This window comes from Aphanizomenon sp. UHCC 0183, assembly GCF_009712065.1.
In the GTDB taxonomy this organism is placed as follows: Bacteria; Cyanobacteriota; Cyanobacteriia; order Cyanobacteriales; family Nostocaceae; genus Dolichospermum; species Dolichospermum heterosporum.
This window is the reverse complement of the sequence record NZ_VILC01000102.1, coordinates 1-22833: the sequence shown is the minus strand read 5'-3', so window position 1 is coordinate 22833 and position 22833 is coordinate 1. Positions and strand designations below refer to the sequence as shown.

20 protein-coding genes are annotated in these 22833 nt (G+C 39.4%); 15 read left to right on the top strand and 5 right to left on the bottom strand.

Annotation, left to right across the window (positions count from 1 at the left end):
- Nucleotides 1-45: 45 nt before the first annotated feature.
- Nucleotides 46-621: a Uma2 family endonuclease gene (locus FJR37_RS22605; RefSeq protein WP_168467182.1), complete on the top strand. Its 576-nt coding sequence runs from the start codon at nt 46-48 to the stop codon at nt 619-621.
- A gap of 171 nt (nt 622-792) precedes the next feature.
- Here FJR37_RS22605 and FJR37_RS22600 read toward each other — a convergent pair whose 3' ends face one another.
- Nucleotides 793-1959 (bottom strand): hypothetical protein, encoded by a 1167-nt coding sequence (locus tag FJR37_RS22600; protein WP_168467181.1) that lies wholly within the window; start codon nt 1957-1959, stop codon nt 793-795.
- A gap of 255 nt (nt 1960-2214) precedes the next feature.
- Nucleotides 2215-2406 (bottom strand): CbtB-domain containing protein, encoded by a 192-nt coding sequence (locus tag FJR37_RS22595; RefSeq protein WP_072033599.1) that lies wholly within the window; start codon nt 2404-2406, stop codon nt 2215-2217.
- A 300-nt stretch (nt 2407-2706) separates the two neighbouring features.
- Between FJR37_RS22595 and FJR37_RS22590 the strand changes: the two genes are divergently transcribed.
- From FJR37_RS22590 to clpP, 5 genes are all read left to right on the top strand, one after another.
- Nucleotides 2707-3732 (top strand): multicopper oxidase domain-containing protein, encoded by a 1026-nt coding sequence (locus FJR37_RS22590; RefSeq protein WP_168467180.1) that lies wholly within the window; start codon nt 2707-2709, stop codon nt 3730-3732.
- A 165-nt stretch (nt 3733-3897) separates the two neighbouring features.
- Nucleotides 3898-4923, top strand: coding sequence for a helix-hairpin-helix domain-containing protein (locus FJR37_RS22585; RefSeq protein WP_168467179.1), 1026 nt, complete (start codon nt 3898-3900; stop codon nt 4921-4923).
- 180 nt (nt 4924-5103) lie between these two features.
- The gene (locus FJR37_RS22580) at nt 5104-5538 is read left to right on the top strand and encodes a bacterioferritin (RefSeq protein WP_027403547.1); all 435 of its coding nucleotides are present in this window, start codon (nt 5104-5106) and stop codon (nt 5536-5538) included.
- A gap of 382 nt (nt 5539-5920) precedes the next feature.
- On the top strand, nt 5921-6889 hold the full coding sequence (locus tag FJR37_RS22575; RefSeq protein ID WP_039201238.1) for an FTR1 family protein: 969 nt from the start codon (nt 5921-5923) through the stop codon (nt 6887-6889).
- A gap of 647 nt (nt 6890-7536) precedes the next feature.
- Nucleotides 7537-8142 carry an ATP-dependent Clp endopeptidase proteolytic subunit ClpP gene (gene clpP, locus FJR37_RS22570; RefSeq protein ID WP_027403550.1) on the top strand — a complete coding sequence of 202 codons (606 nt, stop codon included), beginning with the start codon at nt 7537-7539 and terminating at the stop codon, nt 8140-8142.
- 203 nt (nt 8143-8345) lie between these two features.
- Here the strand turns inward: clpP and FJR37_RS22565 are convergent, their stop codons facing one another.
- Complete coding sequence (locus FJR37_RS22565; RefSeq protein WP_039201253.1) at nt 8346-9053, bottom strand: hypothetical protein; 708 nt, start codon at nt 9051-9053, stop codon at nt 8346-8348.
- 1433 nt (nt 9054-10486) lie between these two features.
- On the opposite strand from FJR37_RS22565, the gene FJR37_RS22560 reads away from it, so the two are divergent.
- The 5 genes from FJR37_RS22560 to FJR37_RS22540 all read left to right on the top strand — a co-directional run bounded on the left by FJR37_RS22560 (nt 10487) and on the right by FJR37_RS22540 (nt 17094).
- Complete coding sequence (locus tag FJR37_RS22560) at nt 10487-12841, top strand: ribonuclease R family protein (protein WP_168467178.1); 2355 nt, start codon at nt 10487-10489, stop codon at nt 12839-12841.
- Nucleotides 12842-13032: 191 nt separating this feature from the next.
- Nucleotides 13033-13650 (top strand): flavin prenyltransferase UbiX, encoded by a 618-nt coding sequence (locus FJR37_RS22555; protein WP_039201237.1) that lies wholly within the window; start codon nt 13033-13035, stop codon nt 13648-13650.
- A gap of 365 nt (nt 13651-14015) precedes the next feature.
- Nucleotides 14016-14651, top strand: coding sequence for a hypothetical protein (locus FJR37_RS22550; RefSeq protein ID WP_039201235.1), 636 nt, complete (start codon nt 14016-14018; stop codon nt 14649-14651).
- A 52-nt stretch (nt 14652-14703) separates the two neighbouring features.
- Nucleotides 14704-15240, top strand: a complete 537-nt coding sequence (locus tag FJR37_RS22545) for a shikimate kinase (protein ID WP_039201233.1) — start codon at nt 14704-14706, stop codon at nt 15238-15240.
- A gap of 687 nt (nt 15241-15927) precedes the next feature.
- Nucleotides 15928-17094, top strand: a complete 1167-nt coding sequence (locus tag FJR37_RS22540; protein WP_039201252.1) for a hypothetical protein — start codon at nt 15928-15930, stop codon at nt 17092-17094.
- On the opposite strand, the gene FJR37_RS22535 is transcribed toward FJR37_RS22540, so the two are convergent.
- Nucleotides 17091-19424: a putative PEP-binding protein gene (locus tag FJR37_RS22535; RefSeq protein WP_039201232.1), complete on the bottom strand. Its 2334-nt coding sequence runs from the start codon at nt 19422-19424 to the stop codon at nt 17091-17093. The genes FJR37_RS22540 and FJR37_RS22535 overlap by 4 nt on opposite strands.
- Nucleotides 19425-19776: 352 nt before the next feature.
- Between FJR37_RS22535 and FJR37_RS22530 the strand changes: the two genes are divergently transcribed.
- Nucleotides 19777-20235, top strand: coding sequence for an MgtC/SapB family protein (locus tag FJR37_RS22530; RefSeq protein WP_039201231.1), 459 nt, complete (start codon nt 19777-19779; stop codon nt 20233-20235).
- Nucleotides 20236-20391: 156 nt separating this feature from the next.
- On the opposite strand, the gene FJR37_RS22525 is transcribed toward FJR37_RS22530, so the two are convergent.
- A complete protein-coding gene (locus tag FJR37_RS22525; RefSeq protein WP_168467177.1) occupies nt 20392-21240 on the bottom strand; it encodes a hypothetical protein in 849 nt (282 codons plus the stop codon).
- Nucleotides 21241-21394: 154 nt separating this feature from the next.
- Between FJR37_RS22525 and FJR37_RS22520 the strand changes: the two genes are divergently transcribed.
- From FJR37_RS22520 to FJR37_RS22510, 3 genes are all read left to right on the top strand, one after another.
- Nucleotides 21395-21760 carry a hypothetical protein gene (locus tag FJR37_RS22520; RefSeq protein WP_168467176.1) on the top strand — a complete coding sequence of 122 codons (366 nt, stop codon included), beginning with the start codon at nt 21395-21397 and terminating at the stop codon, nt 21758-21760.
- A gap of 120 nt (nt 21761-21880) precedes the next feature.
- Nucleotides 21881-22057, top strand: a complete 177-nt coding sequence (locus FJR37_RS22515) for a hypothetical protein (protein WP_168467175.1) — start codon at nt 21881-21883, stop codon at nt 22055-22057.
- A gap of 100 nt (nt 22058-22157) precedes the next feature.
- A complete protein-coding gene (locus FJR37_RS22510) occupies nt 22158-22538 on the top strand; it encodes an endonuclease domain-containing protein (RefSeq protein ID WP_168467174.1) in 381 nt (126 codons plus the stop codon).
- Nucleotides 22539-22833: the final 295 nt, after the last annotated feature.

Below are 22833 nucleotides of genomic sequence, written 5' to 3'. Positions count from 1 at the left end.
GGTGACTCCTGAATTCTGTTCGATAAATATTCACCTCAATTAACTATGCAAACCACAGAATCACCCTTACAATTACGGCTGTGGACTGTTGATGAATACCACAGAATGGCTGAAGCAGGAATATTTGAACCAAGTGAACGGGTAGAATTATTAGAGGGGAAAATAATTTGGATGATTGCTAAAGGAACAGCCCACCGTTCAGCAGTGGGTAGAACATATAAGTTGTTGGAAAATAGAATTGGTCATAAAGCTTGCATAGCTATTCAAGACCCTGTAAAATTAAGTGAACGATCTGAACCAGAACCAGATATTGCTGTAGTGAAAATAGATCCGCTAGACTATGCAGATCATCATCCTACGCCAACAGAAATTTATTTAATTATCGAAGTTGCAGATAGTAGTTTAAAACTAGATACAGAAATCAAAGCTAAAGCTTATTCTCAAGCAGGAATTAAAGATTATTGGGTATTAGATGTAGTGAAACGCGAATTAATTGTATTTAGAAATCCCACAACAGAAGGTTATCAAAATCAAGAAATTATCACAGAACATCAAAACATATCTCCTTTAGATTTTCCTGATTTAGAAATTGTAGTTTCCCAGATGCTACCTCTTGTCTAAATCAGGTGGTTATCGAAGTAAGTCGAGATAATATCCAGGATTTAAGGATTTACAGTCATAAGCCCCCTCCTCGCTTGCGGGGAGGGGGTTGGGGGTGGGGTTCTTGTATGTCACTCAACAGATAACCGCTATAGTTAAATTTAACTATTAATTTAACTCTTTTATATCTACTTAATTTCCCCTAACTGGCAATTCTTTTCTATGCTGAATTAACAACCCAATTGCCATTCCCATACCCACAATAGCCGTAAAGTAAAATAACCCAATCAACCGAATATACATTGGTGGTGCAATTCCCTCAACTTCCATAGATTGCGCTACCTTCACCGCTGGAAATTGACGTGAAGATTCAGGTAAAGAAATAGCTTCAACTTCCACCTTATGAGGTGCGCCATCAAAAAATTGTTCCTGCCATATTAACTTACCTTCTGAATTAGGAAATCCTTGATAAGCAAACACCGTTAAATTATCTTCCAATGCGATCGCTTTTACTCGCAATCCGACATCCTTAATAGCTGCCCCTGTCGTGCTATCCTTGACCTCAACCGCTAAATTTGCCAATCTCCCCACAGTCGCCAGTTTATTCCCTGTAATCCTCACTTCCATGCCCTGAGATTGGCTAATTGATGGGGCAATCTTCTCATTTTTGGGAGAATGTGCATCACCATGAGCCTCCGCAACTTCCGCCGTGATATTAATAAATAATAGCGTCACAATTGCCACTACAGTTAATGCACTTAACAACAACCGGACAGACTGCGGGGCAATTTCCCCCTCTTTGATTTCCTCTTGTCCACCAATTACCCAACCTCCTAACAATCCTAATGATAATAAAATCGCTGCAATCACCGCAAAGAATTTATATTTAACAGGATTTTCTCTCACATTCAAATTCAAAGTTTGCTGATAACTCGCAAAAGCATTTGCAACCAAAGGAGAAACATTAACTTGAATTTGATAATTACCCCGAATTGGTAACATTTGCTCAAATTCTAATTTACCATTAGGTGCAGCCGCCTCCAGTTCCAATAACTTAGTTCCCTCAACAATCGGAAAATCTGTAGTTAATAAAGGATTGCGGGGAGGTGTAGAAATCTGTAATTTAATTAAGGCATTTGTTAACAGTTTTCCGCCAGCATCAACAGCTTGTAATTTGAAAGTCACCGGAGATTGTTTCCTATCTGTACCAGCTTCAAAAGGCAGAATTTTTTCTAAAGGTGGATTTGTCGAAAGTAAAACTTGAGATTGGGACGTTTGAGAAACTCCCACCAAAGAATATAAAATTGATAAACAAATACAAGCAGCACTAATAACAGCAAACAGACGATATTTTCTCATAGGAAATTAGAATTTAACTGCAAACGAATATTTTAGATTTAGCGAATGAATTTGAGTCTAATTTATTATTTATCTGGGCGATTGTAAATCGCAGCTACACAGACTAAACCCATCTTTATGAGTTTAAAACCCTTAATTTTTCCTTAGTCCACGCAGGTGGTCACTGAGCAGTTCGACAAGCTCACTATAACACTTGTCGAAGTGTGGACTTTGTTTGTGTAGACGCGATTTCTAATCGCCCAATACTTATAAAACTTAATGACAGGCTACACCTAAAGCATGGTGACGCGCTGAGTGTGCTGTGTTATGCGCTGGTGGATAGGTAGAGAAAAACACAGTCCAAATCACTAAAGAAGATAACATCATGTAAAGGCTTACCTGTACTGGTTTAGAAAGGGTAATACCCGCAGTTTTTTGTAATACTAAAGTCCGAGAAAAAGTGGTCATTTGTCAACTCCCATAAATAGTTGGGTTAATTTATCAAATTACAGTGTATTTTGCTACTTAGTCACAAAAAGATATTGTTAACACCAGCAGCTATTCTCAAAATCCTAGCACTTTATTCCATTTACTAGGCTGCAAGCACCATTTCTTCTTTAGCCAATGGTAAATAAACCAATATATCAGGAATAGTCCTGAAAATTATTTTTCCAAGTTATTGACAATAATTCCTAATTTTTATATTATACCTAAAGCTAATTGCAAATTATTCGCAATTCCTCACATACCCATATCCCTATTAGTCTCATGTCTGACAACTTTACTTTCAGTAAAGATAAAATTTGGAGTCGTCGCCAACTGTTGCAAATAGGATTATCCGGTGCTGGAGTCCTAAGTGCAGCGGCAATTTGGCAGATGTTGAATACCAAAAATCATCCCAGTGTCAGAGTACCACCGATGGAAATGGCAGCATCTAATGGTGCTACTAACCCTATGCAGGTATTACGAGATTTTGATTATGGGACAATTAAGCAGGAAAATGGGCGCACAGTCCGCGAATTTCAGCTAACTGCTGGTACTTCCACAATTCAGCTTAATAGTGCTGTCTCCTACAACATTTGGGACTTAAACGGGCGGATTCCAGGACCGACACTCCGGGCTAAAGAAGGAGAAAGAATAAGAATACTTTTTCTCAATAATGCTGGACATTCCCATTCTTTGCATTTTCATGGAGTTCATCCTGCTGAAATGGATGGAATAAGACCTGTAAGTAATGGTAGAGCGACCATATATGAATTTGATGCCGAACCCTATGGCGTTCATTTATATCACTGTCACGTTGCCCCAGTTACTCGTCACATTGCCAAGGGATTATATGGAATGTTTATTATTGATCCTCCTAAGCCTCGGCCACCAGCGGATGAAATTGTTTTAATTATGTCTGGGTATGATATAAATGATGATAACAAAAATGAATATTATGCTTTTAATGGTGTGCCACATCATTATATGCATCATCCCATTCAGATTTACCAAAATCAGTTAATCCGGGTCTATGTTTTAAATATTATTGAATTTGATCCTGCTGTGACGTTTCATCTGCACGCTAACTTCTTTGATGTTTATCGTTCCGGTATGACAATGACCCCCAGCGAGAAAACCGATGTTTTAACAATGGGTGTCGCTGAAAGGCATATTTTAGAGTTTGCGTTTCCCTATCCAGGTAAGTATATGTTTCATCCTCATCAAGATGCGATCGCTGAAAGCGGATGTATGGGACAGTTTGAAGTAATCGCGGAAAAAGATTCCCAAAAATCCGTCAATAAATCCTGATAAAACTCAGAAAGATTACTTAATTTATACTTGTCTTTTAGAATAATAGTTGATAAATATTTGCATTTATGATAAATCATAATTACATCTAAAACGAAATATTTGCCAATTTATCTACTACTAAATCCTTAAATTACAAACATTAACAGTTTACCAGGAGCAAAAATGATCAAATTCCGTTATTTATTCTTGTCTATCGCTGCTTGTGCCATGATTTCCTTGACTTCTTGTACCAGCGACATACCAAAAGCAGAAATGCAAACACAAAGCACAGTTCCGGTTGCAGAAATAAGCGCTCATGGTGGTCATGGTAATAAAGCTAAAATTAATATCAATAATGCAATTTTATCGCAGTTAGATAAATTAGAAGCTACATTAGGAATTCCGGCTTTATCAAATAAGATTCAAGCAAACCGTCCCTACGGAAGCCCAACAGATTTAGTTAGTAAAAAAGTTATTACTCAACCCCAGTTTGATCAAATAAAAGACATGGTGACAGTTGAGGAAGTTGTCCTCACAGGTGAAGCGAAAGATATTGACTACATGACCAAATTGGGATTAATGAAAGGGCATCTTTTAGTAGCCAAAGAATTACTAGATCAAAATCAACCTAAACAGGCTCAACCCCATATTGGACATCCAGTTGAGGAAATTTATATTGATGTTGAAGAACAACTGGAAGAACGCAAAGTGAAAGAATTTAAAAGTAACTTGGTAAGTTTAACCGACTTAGTTAAATCTAATCCCAAGGATGCCAAAATCAAAACTAACTTTACCACTTCCGTGCAAGCTGTGGATAGTGCGATCGCCGCTTTACCAACCGAAGAACGTAGGAAACCCGAATTTGTTCTCCAAGTTATCAACGGTTTACTAGATGCTGCTAACTCAGAATATGGCGCAGCAATTGCCAACGGCAAAATTACCGCCCCCATTGAGTATCAAGATTCTCGTGGCTTTATAGTCTACTCTCAAGAACTATATAAAGGTATTTCTAGCCAAATGACTCAAGAACATCCTGAGTCGCACAAAGCCATAGATACAGCTTTTATGGAATTGGTGAAAGTTTGGCCTACTGCTATCCCTCCAGTCCAAGCAGTCAGCACTCCAGAAGATGTTACCAAGCTAGTAAAAATCATCGAGGAAAATACCCAAAAAGTGCGAACAAAAACCAGCACTAAAGCACAAAATTAGTATTTTCACACCATTGGAAGTCCAGAATAAGACGTTTAAAATGGTGAATAAGAGAGAAAATAGTTAAAAACCAAAAGTGAAACCAGTTTGGGGTTTTAAAACCTGAAAAAAGTATAACTGCTCACTAATAATTGGTATCTAAAACCTCTCCTCATGTAACTTTGCTCAACTTAACAACTAATGCAAGAACTCGACCACCAAAAGACCATTGATATTCTCAACTCCATCATGGAATTTGAACTAGCAGGGGTAGTTCGTTACACCCATTATTCCTTAATGGTGACAGGTCCTAATCGTATCCCCATTGTGGCATTCTTCAAAGCACAAGCGGCAGAATCTTTACTTCATGCTCAACAAGTAGGAGAAATTCTCACAGGCTTAGAAGGGCATCCTACGTTGAGAATTGCTCCAATGGAAGAAACTTTCAAGCATAATGTTAAGGACATATTACAAGAAAGTTTATCCCATGAAAAGAAAGCTTTGGATATGTACAAAACTCTTCTAGAAACCGTCAATAATGCCAGTATCTATTTAGAAGAATTTACTCGTGGTATGATCGGACAAGAAGAGATGCACAATCTCGAACTCAAGAAAATGTTACGCGATTTCAGCTAATAAAGCAGGAGTCAGGAGTCAGGAGTCAGAAGTTAGACCTTAGACGTTAGACGTTAGACGTTAGACGTTATAAATCACGAGAAGCAAAATCTACAACTAACAACTAAGAGGGTGTTTGAAAAGTTATGGTTGATGTATCAAATATTTTTTACCCCTCCCTAACCCTCCCCTTGTAAAGGGGAGGGAACTGGATTTTTATTGTTTCCCCCCTTTACAAGGGGGGACTAGGGGGGGTAGCAATGTGATGAAAATTACGGAATACCACTTTTAAAACATCCTCTAACAACTGACAACTGACAACTGACAACTGACAACTGACAACTAACAACTGACAACTAACAACTGACAACTGACAACTGACAACTAACAACTGACTAATAAAATGAATTTTAGTACCGCTCTACCTACTTTTGTAATTACCCTCAGAGAAGGTGTGGAAGCCGCTCTAGTTGTGGGTATTGTCCTCGCATTATTAAAAAAAGCCAAACAATCTCGATTGAACCCTTGGGTTTATGCTGGTGTTATTGTTGGTATTATAGTTAGTGGCTTAATCGGTATTTTATTTACGGGGATCATTAAATTCTTAGGATCTATTAATCCTCAATATACCTCCGTTGTTGAGCCAACATTAGAAGGTATATTTAGTGTTTTAGCTATAGTTATGCTCAGTTGGATGCTTATCTGGATGACAAAACAAGCCAGATTTATGAAAGCACAAGTTGAGGGAGCAGTCACAGACGCATTAGGCAAAAACTCAAATGCTGCTTGGGGAGTTTTTAGTTTAATTTTAGTCGCTATTGTCCGCGAGGGATTTGAAACTGTTTTATTTGTTGCAGCCAATTTTCAACAAGGTTTATTACCAACTTTAGGCGCACTGGGTGGTTTAGCAACAGCAGCAGCTATTGGGGTTCTATTATTTAAATGGGGTGTGAAAATTAATATCCGCCAATTTTTCCAAATCATGGGCGTTTTATTAATATTAATTGTTTCTGGCTTAGTAGTCTCCGGGTTACAACACTTTGATGAAGCTATAGCCAATCTGTCCCTGAGTAGTCGTTCTTCAGAAAATCTTTGTTTCTATTATGAACACTTTACCAGAATTCATTCTTGCATCTTAGGTCCAATAGTTTGGAATACCGAAAAAATCTTATCTGATGAACAGTTCCCCGGTATCATTCTCAAATCATTATTTGGTTATAGGGACAAAATATATATTGTTCAAGCTGTAGGATATTTAGTATTTCTTACCAGTATTGGTGGACTATATTTCCTCAGCATCACAGGTGGAAATAATCAATCTAGCAAAAACAGCAAAAATAAAGTTATGACTAGTACCGCCAGCAGGAATTAAAAATAAAAGACTGATAATCAGGGAACAGGGAAGAATTTGACCCTGTTCTCTGTTTCCTATATCTTGCATTTTACTCCGAAATATGAGAAGTCGAACTAATTATAGGCACTGACATTTCTGAAATAGGTGAGACTACCTTGGGACGTATTGGAGTAGTATTACTCAATACGGCGATAAGTTGCAATAAAAATGTAATAAAGGCTGCTTGTATAAGTTTTTCTAGCATAATAACCCTCTTTTTATTTATATGGATGGGACTCCATAGGAAATTGTTATTCTCAATACACTTTGCGTTATTGGTTTATCGAATTCGGTGCATATAACTTGAGAATATCGCAGAAATCTATTAAAGAATGTGATCTAGATCTCTCTTTATATGTACCTAACAACTAAGACGGTTATCTTTCAAAAAAGTGTCTTGTAACTACAAATTTATTTTTAAATTTACGGAAATAGACAATTCCAATACTCCAGGTACTCAATTACTGGAAACCGTATAAATACTGATATTTGCGTAAGATATATTTCTTCATAAAAAATCCTATCTGTTCTCTTTACCCAGTTTCTTTGAATGTTAATTGGCAATTTCAACACAATTAGCCTTTGTCACCGATAGAATAAATGAAAAATAGCTAAAAACACGCTAAATGATTCCTATCGTTATTGAACAATCAGGTCGAGGCGAACGTGCCTTTGATATCTATTCACGGCTGTTGCGTGAGCGGATTATTTTTTTGGGAGAACAGGTTGATAGCAATCTGGCCAACTTGATTGTTGCCCAACTGTTGTTTTTAGATTCTGAGGATGCGGAGAAGGACATATATATGTACATTAATTCTCCTGGTGGTTCAGTAACAGCGGGCATGGGTATTTTTGATACAATGAAGCATATCCGCCCCGATGTCTGTACAATTTGTACTGGATTAGCCGCAAGTATGGGAGCTTTTCTCCTTAGCGCGGGTACAAAGGGTAAGCGGATGAGTTTACCCCATTCACGGATTATGATTCACCAACCTCTCGGTGGCGCACAAGGACAGGCGACTGATATAGCAATTCAAGCCCGCGAAATTTTGTATCACAAGCAGCGGCTGAATGAATATCTTGCTGAACATACTGGGCAACCTTTTGAGCGAATTTCTGAAGATACAGAACGTGATTTCTTCATGTCTCCTGCTGAAGCTAGGGACTATGGCTTGATTGACCAAGTAATTGACCGTCATGCTGCTGGTAGTCGTCCTGTAGCTTTAGTTTAGTCATTGGTCAGTTGTCAGTTGTCAGTTGTCATTGAGAAAATTCTTCTTTCTTCTTTCTTCTTTCTTCTTTCTTCTGACTCCTGAACTCCTGATAGCGAAGCGTGGCGTTAGCCATACTCCTGAATGGGCGCAGGCCCTGCGCCCCTACCTCCTGAACTCCTGATAGCGAAGCGTGGCGTTAGCCATACTCCTGACTCCTGATGCTAAAATCCCGCAATGGGGTCTGGTTGGGATTTGAGGTAAGTGAGAAAATTTCGTAGTTCTTCTTCACTCAGGAGAGAACGTCCTCGTTTGCTGTAGGTTTTGACTAGATAATCTTTTCCTTGTTCTGGTGTCCAGCCTAATCGCTCGATTTCTACGTCTGTTTGGGCAATAACATCAGATAAGTTGACTGGTTCATTGCGTCTTTTGTTTTTACCAACGGCTGACTGGACACCAGTATCTTCATAAGGTGTGTAACTCCGAGGGGTGAACGGTGTAACATTACTCGGAGGGACTTCTGCTAAGGGTGGAGATTCTGGTTCTTGATGTGGGAATATTTCTGGTTTTGTAACTTGAGTATCAATTTGCTCTTCTAGAAAGGGTGGTGTATATATTGCTGTGTTGATGTTGCTGACTGGAGGAAGGGGTGGCGATTCCTGTAGAGCAGGTTTGATTGGTGGTGGAGTTACTGATGGTGAAGCTGATTTTGTGGCTTCTACTGGGAGGTTTTTGATGCCTAGAACTGTGAATGCTCTATCTCTAGCTTGGTCTTCTGCTGCTTCTACTGTTTCTGCTCCTGCCATACCCGTTGCCTTGGTGATGCCTTCGAGTTGTATACTGACACGGACGATATATTTCCCTTGAAAAATTTCTATTAGTTCTGAGATAATACTGCCGTTGGGGTACAAGTTCTGGAATTGTGCCAACATAATGCTTTCAACCATTTTTATCTAAATTTTCCTAATAACGTCAGTTCTTAATTAGGGAACAGGGAACAGGGAACAGGGAACAGGGAATGAGTCAAGAATTTTTCTCCATTACCAATTACCAATTATACTCAACACGGCTTAATAATTTGATTCTGTGGGTAGGGGTAAAGCAAAAGCTTATTGGTGTCAACTTAACGTAAAACATCTATCCCGCAAAGAACTCAAGTCGTCTCGTTCCCAGTCTCTGACTGGGAATGAATTCTAGAAGGCTCTGCCTTCAATGATATTAGAGGCAGAGCCTCATCAACTGCATTCCTAGTCAGAGACTAGGAACGAGATGTGGTAGGGATTTGAGCTTAAGTTGACACCAATGAAGCTCTTGCTTTACCCCTACAAATCTAGGTTTTTCGTAATTTTGTAAAAGTCCATGTCTCAACCGTGTTTAGCATACCAATTACCAATCCCCTAGACAAAACCCTATATTTCAATATAAAGTCTTACTGAGAACTAAGCACTCACAATTTTAAATATGTTCTGATACTAGCAGTTGTTCAACACAAATTGTTGTCTATCTTTAAAATGCTATACTAATTACCCAATTAGATATCTAGAAGTATTTTTAAAGAAGTGCGCTCTAAATCTACAATGATAAAGATAAGATTTGCCCTCGTTGCCTGTGTTTTACTGCTTACCTGATTGTTACCAATCCTACATAAGCGAGAATTGGATTTTTCAGCGGTTTCTGCCAGTGAAGACATGGCTAACACCACGCTATGTTATCAGATGCTAATGGCGTGAGATTACCTTATATCTAAACCATCAAACACCTATGGTTAAACCAGTTTGTAGTTTGTGGGTGGTATAGAGAGTTCTTCAAACCAAGTCTCTCACTCATCCATGATCTAATTACTTAGTGTTTAATTATTGAGTATCAGGAGTGCATGGTGAAGATTGTTTAGATCAGGTCAAGGGTCACGCAAGCAAACTCTGAGATTGTCGTGCAGTGAGAAGTCACTCGATTTTGGATTGACGATTTTGGACTTCGACTTCGCTCAGTCGAACGATTTTGGATTGACTCCACCAAACAAGTGTAGAAGCTCGAAAACTTTGGATTTGGGATTTACGTTAGCGAAGCGTACGCAGCGCAGCGAATATTTTTCCGTCCTGAAAGACGGAAACCCATACTAAATTTTTTTAATCTAAAATCTAAAATCTAAAATCTAAAATCTAAAATTTCCGGTCAACGCAGGGGCTTCCTCTGACAATGACTATGGCTAATGCCACGCTGCGCTATGAGCGGACTTGCCTTTTCTACGAAACACTACCCAAGGGCAAAATTCGTACAGCAGCAAGTGTCTGTAGACCGTGAGGGGATACAGTAAAGAGCCAGATTCGACAACAAATGATGTTTTGACCAAAGGTCGGTTCACTGCATGGAATTTTCAATCGCTACACTTCTTGCCAATTTCACAGATGATAAATTGGTGGCTCGTAAAGTCCTAGAAAAGAAACTGGGTTGTGAGGATGAAGAAAGTCTAGAAAAACTCCAAATTACTTTGGATGTGTTGGAAAAAATTGGGCTTTTGGTGAAGGAACGGGGGAAATATCGCCGCGTTACGGAAGAGGGATTGATTGAGGCGAAACTACGTTGTTCTAGTAAGGGCTTTTGTTTTGCGATTCAAGATAGCGAAGGCTCAGAGGATATTTACATCCGCGAAAGTCATTTGAGTAATGCCTGGAATGGCGATCGCGTTTTGGTTAGAGTCCTCAAGGAAGGTAGTCGCCGGCGATCGCCTGAAGGTGAGGTGAAGTTGATTATGGAGCGGTCTAATCATACTTTACTCGCCAGAATTAAGCAGGTGGAGGAAGGGTTTCGGGCTGTTCCTTTGGATGACAGATTGCTGTTTGAACTGAAACTACAACTCAACAGTATGAAGTTGGAAGAGGCTATTGACCATTTAGCTCACGTAGAAATTCTCCGCTATCCGTTGGCACAATACCCTCCCTTGGGTCGAGTGGTACAAATTCTGGGTAGTGATGCTGAAGCGGCAGCGGATATAGATTTGGTCACTTGTAAACATGATTTATCCCGAACTTTTCCCGATTCGATCCTCGATGCGGCGGCGAAGTTACCCAAGAGACTCCTGAAAGCAGACCTGAAAAATCGTCTGGATTTACGTGATGTTTTTACCTTCACTATTAAGAGTACCAACGGTGATAAGTCGGTGGTAGAAAATGCCTTTAGTGTCGAAAAAATTAGTGCTGACAATTGGCGATTAATTTTTCACATTACGGATGTTTCCCACTATATTCAAGCGGATGAAGCTTTGGACAGGGAAGCACTCAAGCGTGGTAAGTCAGTGTATCTAGGAGAGTTATTATTGCCGATGTTACCAGCAGCGGTGACAGAACGGTGTTCTTTAGTCCCTGGGAGCGATCGCTTGGCTCTTTCCTTGATCATCACCATTAACCCTCAATCGGGAGAAGTGGAGGAATGGGAAATTCAACCGAGTGTGATTAATGTAGATGTAGCTGTCAGTCAAGGGGAGACAGAAAGCATCCTCGCCGGTGAAAGCACCAAAGTGGCAGCCGCAGTCCAAGAGAAATTACCAGATTTGCAGACTTTAGCTACTGCTATTAAACAGATACGGTTACAGCGCGGTAGTTTACAGTTGAATCTCCCACCTAGTCATAACCCCTATTATGATGAGGGATCAATGGGATCTGTGGTACTGAATGACTTACCAGGGCGATCGCTCATTACAGAGTTGGTAATATTAGTGAATCAACTCATGGCTGATCACCTCAGCGCCTTGGGGATTCCTAGTTTATGGCGAGTTCAAGGCACACCTGATCCCGAAGATGTTCAGGAAATGCTCAAACTAGCTGTTAATTTAGGTGTGGAATTGGGACTAGATCCAGAATTGGAAATCCAACCCCTAGATTATCAACACTTGACCGGTGCTTTTGCCGATTCCCCCTCGGAACAAGTTCTCACCTATTTATTACAAGATACCCTCAAGCCTTCCGTCTACAGCACCACCAAAGGTTCTCATTTTGGACTGGCTTTATCCCAATATGTCCACATCACCGCCCCCTTACGTCGTTATCCAGACATCTTCTTACAACGGGTGTATCATCACTTAATAGAACATGGGCGCGATCGCCGGAATACCCGCGTCAAAGATCGGATTAACCTGCGCCATTCCAATTGTCACGAAGAAATTAATTGGAACGTTCTCCCCCCAGAACTCCACCAAGAAATCCAAAGTGACTTAGCCAGAGTCATTGTGCAAATTAATGACCGGGAAAAAGAAGTCCAAGAAGCTGAAGCCGATTTAGCCGGACTCCAAAAAGCTTCCTTAATGAAACAACGCATTGGCGAAGTCTTTCCCGGCGTAATTACCGGAGTTCAATCCTACGGCTTCTTTGTCGAAATTGAAGTCCCAGTAGAATCGCCCACAGAAAACAATCTCGCTAATACCTTACGGGTAGAAGGACTGGTTCACGTCAGTTCCCTCAAAGACGATTGGTATGAATATCGAGCCAGACAACAGGCTTTATTTGGGCGGAAAAATCGAGCTTCCTACCGATTAGGTGATAGCTGTATGGTACAAGTCAAAAGTGTTGATTACTACCGTCAACAAATTGATCTTGTCACCGTTGGCGCTGATGGTTTACCAAAAAGTATGGGCGCAAATGCTAACAATGAAAATGACGATACAGGAGACATTTATTCACCCAATAAAACCGACCCTTTTGATCAAGAACCCTATGATGAGGAATAGTCAGTTGTTCTTTGTCAGTTGTCAGTTGTCCATTGCTCTTACAGCAAATTGTCATCAAACCCGGAACAAGAACCCCACCCCCAACCCCCTCCCCGCAAGCGATGAGGGGGCTAAGATGTACCTTATATGATTGGAAATCGCTGTAAATACTGATCACTGACCACTGACTAATGACCACTGACCAATGACTAATGACCAATAACACAAAACCTTTAATCCTGGGCGTAACAGGTGCATCCGGTCTGATTTACGCTGTTCGCGCCCTCAAATTTCTCTTGGCAGCAGAATATCAGATTGAACTGGTAGCCTCTAAATCAACTTACATAGTTTGGCAAGCAGAACAGGAAATCCGAATGCCAGCAGAACCAGATAAACAAGAGCAATTTTGGCGACAACAAGCCGGAGTTCCCGAACAGGGGAAACTTCGGTGTCATCCTTGGAGTGATGTTGGTGCTGGTATTGCCAGCGGTTCTTTCAGAACTTTGGGGATGGTCATTATGCCTTGTAGTATGAGTACAGTTGCCAAACTGGCTGGGGGACTCAGTTCTGATTTACTAGAACGAGCCGCAGATGTCCAAATTAAAGAAGGACGTAAACTGGTAATTGTCCCCAGAGAAACTCCTTTTAGCTTAATTCACCTGCGGAACTTAACGACCTTAGCGGAAACTGGCGTGAGAATAGTACCTGCTATTCCTGCTTGGTATCACAACCCTCAAACCATTGAGGATTTAGTTGATTTTGTAGTTGCTCGCGCCCTAGATCAACTAGATATTGACTGTATACCAATTCAGCGCTGGCAAGGTCATTGATAGCAATCAAAAATGGCTCTTCGGTACTTGTTATGCTAAGTTACCAGTCGGTAATAAGTAATTGGACAAAAATATTTACAGTCATTGCGAGCGAAGGGAAGCAATCACAACCCTTGGAATTGCTTCATTTCACTTCGTTCCATATGGCTAACGCCACGCTGCGCTAACGCAATGACATTGTGTAATTAATTCTGTCTCACTACTTAGGGAACTCTTAACTGGGAACTCTTAACTGGGAACAGGGCAAAGAGAAAAAATTTTGCCATAATATTCAAAAATATGGCTTATTTCTTCTACACAGCAAGCTTTATGAGATTTCTTTGTTCAGATTTTGCATATTATGTACTCAAGAGCCTGAATTCGTTATGGCTGTAATTCGCTTAATTATCTTGGTGACGGCAATGCTGGGACTAATAATAATATTAGTTCAAAATTTGTCGCCCTCACTTCCATTAATGTTTTTGGGAATGCGAACTCAAGCATTACCATTAGCATTGTGGATTTTATTGAGCATAACTGCTGGTATTTTTACATCTTTAATAATTACTAAATTATTAAAATTTACCACTGATTTAAATTTACAAGCACAACAACCTATCCCTAAATCAATTCCGACTTCACCCCGTGTCAGAGAAAATACGCCTCCTCCTAAAAGTCCGTCACCGACCGTTACTCAAGCTGATGATGAATTTGATGATTGGGACACAAATCGGAATCAAGATGATTGGGATGATAGCGAAACTTCAGAATCAGCACAAGCAACTTCTACAAGTCCACAAACTTCTAATTCCCGCGCCAGTTCTGTTTATTCCTATAGTTCTCAATCCCCGAAAAATACTGCTGTAGGTAAAACTGAATCAGTTTATGATGCTGATTATCGGGTAATTATTCCTCCTTATCAAGAATCAGGGAAAAATCAGGTAACGGATGATGATGACTGGGATTTTTTTGAAGATGATGATTTTGAGGATGATGAAGAAAATAAACCACAAAAACGCTAATCTAAGCTTAAATCATAAATAGTAATTTTAATTTTACAGGAGAAAAATACTGGTGATTGATATCTTAAAAGGAGTTAACCTCTACTTAATTGGCATGATGGGTGTTGGTAAAACAACAGTAGGAAAGTTACTAGCAGAGGAAATTGGTTATAGATTTGTAGATACAGACGAGGTGATAGTCAAAGCCGCGGGTAAATCTATCAACGAAATATTTACCGAAAATGGTGAACCAGAGTTTCGTAAGTTGGAGGGTGATGTCTTAGCTCAAGTTTGTGCCTATACTAAATTGGTTGTAGCTACCGGTGGGGGTGTTGTCATGCAGCAACAGAATTGGAGTTACCTCCATCATGGTTTGATAATTTGGTTAGATGCACCAATACAAATAATCTTACAGCGATTGGCGGCAGACGATACTAGACCACTTTTACAAGATGCTGATATGGAAAGTAAATTGCGATCGCTTTTGGAACAACGTCAGCCAATGTATTCCCAAGCTGACTTACATATTACTATTAGCGCGACCGAAACACCAGAAGAGATTGCCACACGCATCCTAGCCACAATTCCCAGTATTCTCAAACAGCAATAATTCTTTCTACACCCATTTATAACCCACTTGAATATCAGATCCCCGACTTCTTAGAGAAGTCGGGGATCTGACTCTTGCAATGTATACCTACGGCACGCTACGCTATCACAAATCAAATAAGTAGGTGAGTGTTGAAAATTGTCGTTATGGCAAGGCAAAAGGCAAGAGGCAAGAGGCAAGAGTGAAAAGGGTTTGGGCGATTTTACATTTCTTTACACAGTTTGGTTTTATTGTGTTCACCTACTTACGAATTGCTATAAGTAGTGAGACAGAATTAATTACACAATGTCATTGCGTAAGCGTTGCGTGGCGTTAGCCATATGGAACGAAGTGAAATGAAGCAATTCCAAGGGTTATGATTGCTTCCCTTCCCTCGCAATGACTGTAAATATTTTTGTCCAATTAAGTAGGTGAGCGTTGAAAATTGTCGTTATGGCACTAGGCTTGAGGCAATACTTCGACTTCGCTCAGTAACCAGAGGCAAGAGGCAAGAGTGAAGAGGGTTTGGGCGATTTTACATTTCTTTACACAGTTTGGTTTTATTGTGTTCACCTACTTACTTATATTATATCTATAAAAAGGAATAGAAAGCAGTTAATTTCTTGTCAAAAGCAAGATGCAGAATTTCCACATCAAGAGTTGAATGGAATCTAGATTCTGTAATTATCCTCGACGGGGATGAAATCTATGACTATATTTTCTCTTGATGAACTCAAAAATTTAGTCCAAAATCCTGAGTATCCATGCGTTTCTCTGTATCTACCTATGGAAAAACTAGGCGGAGAAACACGACAAAATCCAATTCGGTTTAAAAATTTAATTCGAGAAGCTGAAAATCGCTTAGATGACATAGGGTTACGCCATGCTGAAACTATAAATTTGCTCAAGCCAGCAATGGAATTAGACAATACTGATTTTTGGGAAATTCAAAATCAGGGATTAGTAATTTTTATTTCCCCAAATCTATTTCGTTACTATTGTTTACCTATTTCCTTTCCCAAATTAGTGGTTGTGGGCAAAAATTTCCACATTAAACCCTTACTAAATTTGATTAATAATGATGGACAATTCTACATTTTGGCTTTAAGTCAAAAGAATGTTCAGTTTTACTCAGGAACGCGCTACCAACTCCATGAGGTAGAAGTAGAAAATATGCCTCGTAATTTGGAAGAAACTCTTTTAGAAGATGAATTTCAAAAAGGTGTACAGCATAGAGTTGGTATAGCTAGAGGTGCGACTTCCGCCGCTCAACAGCCTGGTTCTGTCCATGGACAAGGTAGTCCAGATCGAGAGAAACATGAAGAAGACATTTTACAATTTTGTTATGCTGTTGATAGTGCATTACATGAAAAATTACGAGGTAAAAAATCACCTTTAATATTAGCAGGCGTGGAGTATTTATTACCAATTTACCGACAGGCTAATACTTATCAATATTTAGTAGAAACAGGTATTACTGGCAATGTAGAACTTCTCAAAACCCAAGAATTAAATCAGGCAGCTTGGGAAATTGTTGCCCCTTTATTTCAGCAAGAATATGAATATCTAATGGCTGTTTATCTGCAACTAGCTGGGGAAGAAAGTAACAAAATTGCCAATGATATCAAAACAATTGTTCCCGCTGCATATTATCAAAGAGTTGATACTTTATTTGTGCCTGAGAAAGAATATATATGGGGTAAATTTGATTTACCAACTGCTACGGTTGAGTTACATCCAGAACCGGCACCAGAGGATGAAGATATGTTAGATTTTGCCGTGATTCACACCATGTTAAATGGTGGTAAAGTATATAGTCTAGAGCCAGAAGCAATGCCTAGTGGAGTCAAAGTGGCGGCTATTTGCCGATATTAATTTTTTGAGTCGTTAAGTTGTCGCCGTGCTGCTGCTAAAATTAATCTTTGTTCAGCACGAGCGATCGCTTGATAAGTCCTTTCCACTGCTTCCGGTTCTACAGAAATAGAACTAATCCCCCATTCTATTAATTTATCAATCATTTCTGGATAAAGTACCGGAGCTTGACCACAGATAGAACAGGAAATACCCCCAGCTTGAGACATCTTAATTAATTGAGATATTGCACCCATCAGTGCTGGATGACTTTCATCAAGATATTTCGAGCCTATTCCTGGTTTTCCCTGTTCTCGATCTATTCCTAACAATAATTGTGTTAAATCATTTGTGCCAATGGAAATACCCATCACACCAGCTTTAATATATTCAGGTAATAGAAATAATACACTAGGAACTTCTGCCATCATCCATAATTGAAACTGGGATATTTGCATTAACCCAGCTTGCTCAACCTTGTGACGACAAAATACAAATTCTTCAACACTGCGGACAAAAGGTAATAGCAAATTAATATTTCTATAGCCAGATGCTTGAACTATCGCTAAAGCTTGTAATTCTAATTCAAAAACCGCCGGATTTTGTATATAGCTGAAAATACCGCGATCGCTGATAGTTGATGACTTTGATAATGGGGTATCTGTACTCAATGATTGCAAATCATAAGGTAGCCAATCTAAAGACCGATAAAAAATCGGTCTGGGTGAAAAAGCACGGGCAAACTGCATAATTTGCTTAGATAATAACTCCAATAATTCCGCTTTTTTTCCGGCTTTCAACCATTCTTGAGGATGTTTTTTCTCCAGAATATTTAACATCATTAATTCTGAACGCAATAATCCCACCCCATCCACAGGTAAACTTTTTACTTGTTTAATTAATCGTTCTTGACTCAGATTTACAAGTAACTTAGTCGCAATTATTGGTAAATTTATTGGCTGGTAACTGACAATTTTTTCCTCTTTAATTAATCCTTTTATCTCCTCACTAGGAAAATTTTCCTCATCTCCGGTGAGCCGATATACTTCTCCCTTATCACCATCTATTAATAATTTTTCACCTGCTTGTAAAATAGTTGTTGCACCAGTGGCACTCACCACCGCAGGAATACCCAACTCTCTGGCTAAAATCGCCCCATGACTAGTTAATCCCCCTTGTTCTGTAATAATCCCCGCAACTCCTTGTAGTAAGGGCAAACAATCAGGAGTAATCATTGGGGCGATGAGAATTATGCCTTGAGGAACTTGGATTGCTTTCTGTGATGAACTAAAAATATGGGCATTAGCAATAATTCTCCCTCTGGCTGCCCCAACGCCTTGAATAAATTGCACACTCTTATTTACAGATTGGGGAACAGTGACTTCTGTAATATAGAGTTTTGTGGCTAAAGATTCTTTGGCAACTGTCCATTTCATAGTTAAAGTTGCACCTAATTCACTGACTATTTGATTGCCTACAGTAATTAATTCTTGCAAAAATTCTTCTGGCAAAGCATATTCTTGTTGTTGAGATTCTTCTAAAATATAAGCTAATAAAAAATCAGTATCTAATGTTGGTTGCAGTTGTTCATCTGTAAAAGCATTACCATGATTAAGACGGTACGCCAACATTTTATTACCCAATTGTCTTTCTACGACTGCGCCAGTTTTTGGTTCTATGTAGTAAACATCTGGTAATACTTCACCGTTGGTAATTGCTAGTCCTAAACCCCAAGTAGCTTCAATATCCCATGCCGATGATTTAGTATTGATTACACCAGAAGCGATCGCATTGTCAACTGGTTGCACTAACACCCCTAAATTAATGCTAGGCAACCTAATCCCCGCACTGTGCCAATATAGTAAACTTCTCGCCCGGAATAACTGACTCCAAAGCTGTTTTAAAGCAACACCTATTTCCTCTTCTTCACAAGGACAAAATACTGGTTCTAATAACCCAGATACATTTTTTATTTCTTGGTTATTTGATATTGCCAAACTGGGACGCAAAATTAAACTGCTTCTTTGCCATTGTCGCGCAGCTTGAAAAATTGTCCTCACCCAATGAGGTGGCACAGTCGCTGAGATAATTTCCTGACGTAAGCGCCCGGCTACCTGTTGCAGTTGTCGCCAATTATGTACGTCTAAATGTAGGGAAGAATAGGGTAAATCAGCAATTAACGACTCCGAACTGTTGAGAGTTTCTAGGAATTGCCGTAAAACATCCGCTTCTACCACAAAACCCGGTAAAACAGGATAGCCCTGTTGTTTAATTTTGCTTAAATAAAACGCCTGAACGCCAACCTTCGGGCGGTCTTGTAGTTTAATTTGGTCAAGCCAATAGAGTTTATCCACACAATTTATGAGATTTCAGAGGGAACGGGTAAAGGTAAAAACTCATGCTTAGAAACATAAGATTGAGATAATGACACCGCTTTATCGGTCTATACATCTTTTCAAAACATCTTTTCTTTTGACTGATATTTAAACTCAGCAAATTTTGTTTTAGAGAACAGGACACATTCTGTTCTCTGTTCCCTTCTCTTCGTAAAATTAGCTTATTTCCAGTATTTATTCTGACTTAATTATTAAATAATATTTATTACATAGTTTTTGTTACTATATTATCAATTAGTATGGACACTACACTCAAATTTATAACTGATTTCATAAATTTCCCTATCAAACTACTTACCACCAACAGAACTTGATCAACCCTTACTATATTGCCAGCAATGATTGGTTAAACACTGGGCTACGTCTGTGTTTCGCTTTGTTTATTGGAGCTATAATTGGCTTAGAACGACAATTAAAAAACAAGCCGGCTGGTTTAAGAACCCATATGTTAGTAAGTTTGGGTTCAGCCGTGTTTACCCTTATCACTATCCAAACAGGTGGTACACAACTTAGTGCTGATTCTCTTAGTCGTGTAGTTCAAGGTATTGCTGCTGGAGTCGGCTTTTTGGGCGGTGGGGAGATTTTGCGTCAGTCTTCCCAAACATCAAAATCTCCAGAAGTTCATGGTTTGACTTCTGCCGCTGCAATTTGGGTATCCGCTGCTTTGGGAATTGCGGCTGGGTGTGGTTTATGGCAATTAGGATTAATGGGCGCGGTTTTAACTGTAATTATTCTACACATTTTTAAAAGACTGGAAAAATTTAATTAAGTAGGTGAACACAATAAAACCAAACTGTGTAAAGAAATGTAAAATCGCCCAAACCCTCTTCACTCTTGCCTCTTGCCTCTTGCCTTTTGCCTTGCCATAACGACAATTTTCAACGCTCACCTACTTAGGTGAACAGAAAAATTTCCAGGTATGACATTAATTGCCTTTTTCACGCAGATTAGGACGGCTGATAATTAACAATTGTACCCCACCATCACCTCTATTAATTGCCAATACAGGAGGACGTTGATTAAATTGTGATCCAGGAGGCATAGATGGGAATAGATAAACCCAACCATTACTTTCAATTAATAAGCGCCAAATAATTGGTTTTTGAGGATCTGTTAAATCATTTGTTTCTTTACCAATAATATTTTTAAACTGTTCCATATCCCCAATAATATGAGAATCTTTTAAAGAAGGATTAATGAATACATCATCTAAATTACGTCCCAAAGGTAGTTTATCTTTAGCAGTTACAAGTGTAACTATTGGTCTAGTAGAAGTATTATTAACGGCATCTCGATAAGCATCAGCTAAACCTTGGAAACGTCCCAACCAAAACAATGAAGCTAAAATCCAAATGACAACTATGATTTCTTGACGTAAGGATTGCGGGATAAGTTGAGCCAAAGAACGTAAAATTTTAAGTAATGGGAAATTATAAATTTTTTCAAGCAGTCTTTGGGTTCTATTTGGCTGGTTTTGAATATTTGGATGTGGTGAAATTATCCAAAATGTAAGTTTTATAAAAGCTATGGTTAAAGTTATGGCTATGGTAGCGCGAATAAATATCCAAAAGTTACCGAATATAATTTGTATTGGTACTATTAAAAAAGACTCATGAGGTAAATTAAGAGTATTAAGTTCTAAGGCAAAAAAGCCAAAATAAGCCCAGCGATAAACCCAACCAATAAAGTAAATAAAAATGCCTAAAACTCCGATGAGTCCAGCGAAATTACCAAGGATGTTGATACTGGGTGGATTTTGAGGTTCTGGTGACATAGGTTATTTGTGAGAAAATGCAGGAATATGGGCTGTTATTGGTGATTTTATCCCATACTAAGATTACAATAGAAAAAAATTACACTATTCAGCGTTAATACCCGCCTGCAAATATATGAAAGTTGTTTCCAAAACGTTAAGCTTCATGTGAGTCGTGGCTGTAACTGGGATAGCAGAAAGCATCAAACCAGTGACAGCAAATATACAATTAGGGCAAACATCAACACAAGTAACTATAACGGTCAAAAACCCGCCCATATCTTTAGCATTACCGACAATGGCGGATATTAAGCTCAAAAATGGCGAATCAATGACTGCAAGGGTATCGAGGTTTGATCCTAAAGGGCAGACAATTGAGTTTTCTCGTGGTAAAGAGTCTAAATTGTTGTCAGTTACCAAAGTGAAGCAGATAGTTTTCAAGAAAGATAAAGGATCTTTGGTTTATACTGGCACAGGTGAGCAAGTGATCCGGGGTGAAGATCACAGTAAGGAATGTGAATTAAATAAGGTGCAAAAGTAGGGTGTGTTAGCGACAGCGTAACGCACCATTCCAGGTTACATCAGAATTGCAGGTTATTAAATTTGCGTTCCTAAGGCTACACAAAGCGTATGGTCGGATATTCCCCTCGAAGCGTTTGAGTTGTTTGACTCCCAAAAAGGACAAGCTAGGGTGAATTTAGCAACGGTGAAAAAACCAAAAGAACTGTTGCAAATCCGTTCTGTGGCTGTGAAAAGTTTGTACATAGCAGATGAGATTGAGTTTAGTTCTAAAGGTAAGATGACGATTAAGGTAACACCTGTTGATAAGAAGAAATAACCCCACCCTAACCCTCCCCTTGCTAAGGGGAGGGGACTGGAATTCTCTTGTTTCCCCCCTTTGCAAGGGGATTAAGGGGGGTAATTTAAATATTTATCTTATGACAGAACTTTATAACAAAACTTCAGAAAAAGAAAAAAGAAGATCGCTCCGTAATAATATGCCACCTGCGGAGAAGATGGTTTGGGAAAAGCTGAGAAATCGACAAATCGAAGGTTGCAAATTCCGCAGACAGTACAGCATTGATAGATTTGTGATTGATTTTTATGCTCCAGAATTAAAACTGGCGATCGAAATTGATGGGGATAGTCATTTTCAAGATGGGGCGCAAGTTTATGATTATGAACGACAATCTTTTCTTGAATCTAGTGGAACTCGCTTTTTGAGGTTTACAAATCAACAGGTTTATGAAAATTTGGCAGGTGTCATCACAAGTATTGCTCAAACTGTCTGTCAATTACGGAATTTGACCCCACCCTAACCCTCCCCTTGCTAAGGGGAGGGGACCGGATTCTCTTGTTTCCCCCCTTCACAAGGGGGGACTAAGGGGGGTCAAATATCCCACTTTTTACGGAATTTGACCCCACCCTAACCCTCCCCTTGCTAAGGGGAGGGAACCGGATTCTCTTGTTTCCCCCCTTTGCAAGGGGGGATTAAGGGGGGTCAAATATCCCACTTTTTGCGGAATTTGACCCCACCCTAGCCCTCCCCTTGCTAAGGGGAGGGGACTGGATTCTCTTGTTTCCCCCCTTTGCAAGGAGGGCTGTTTCAAGAAT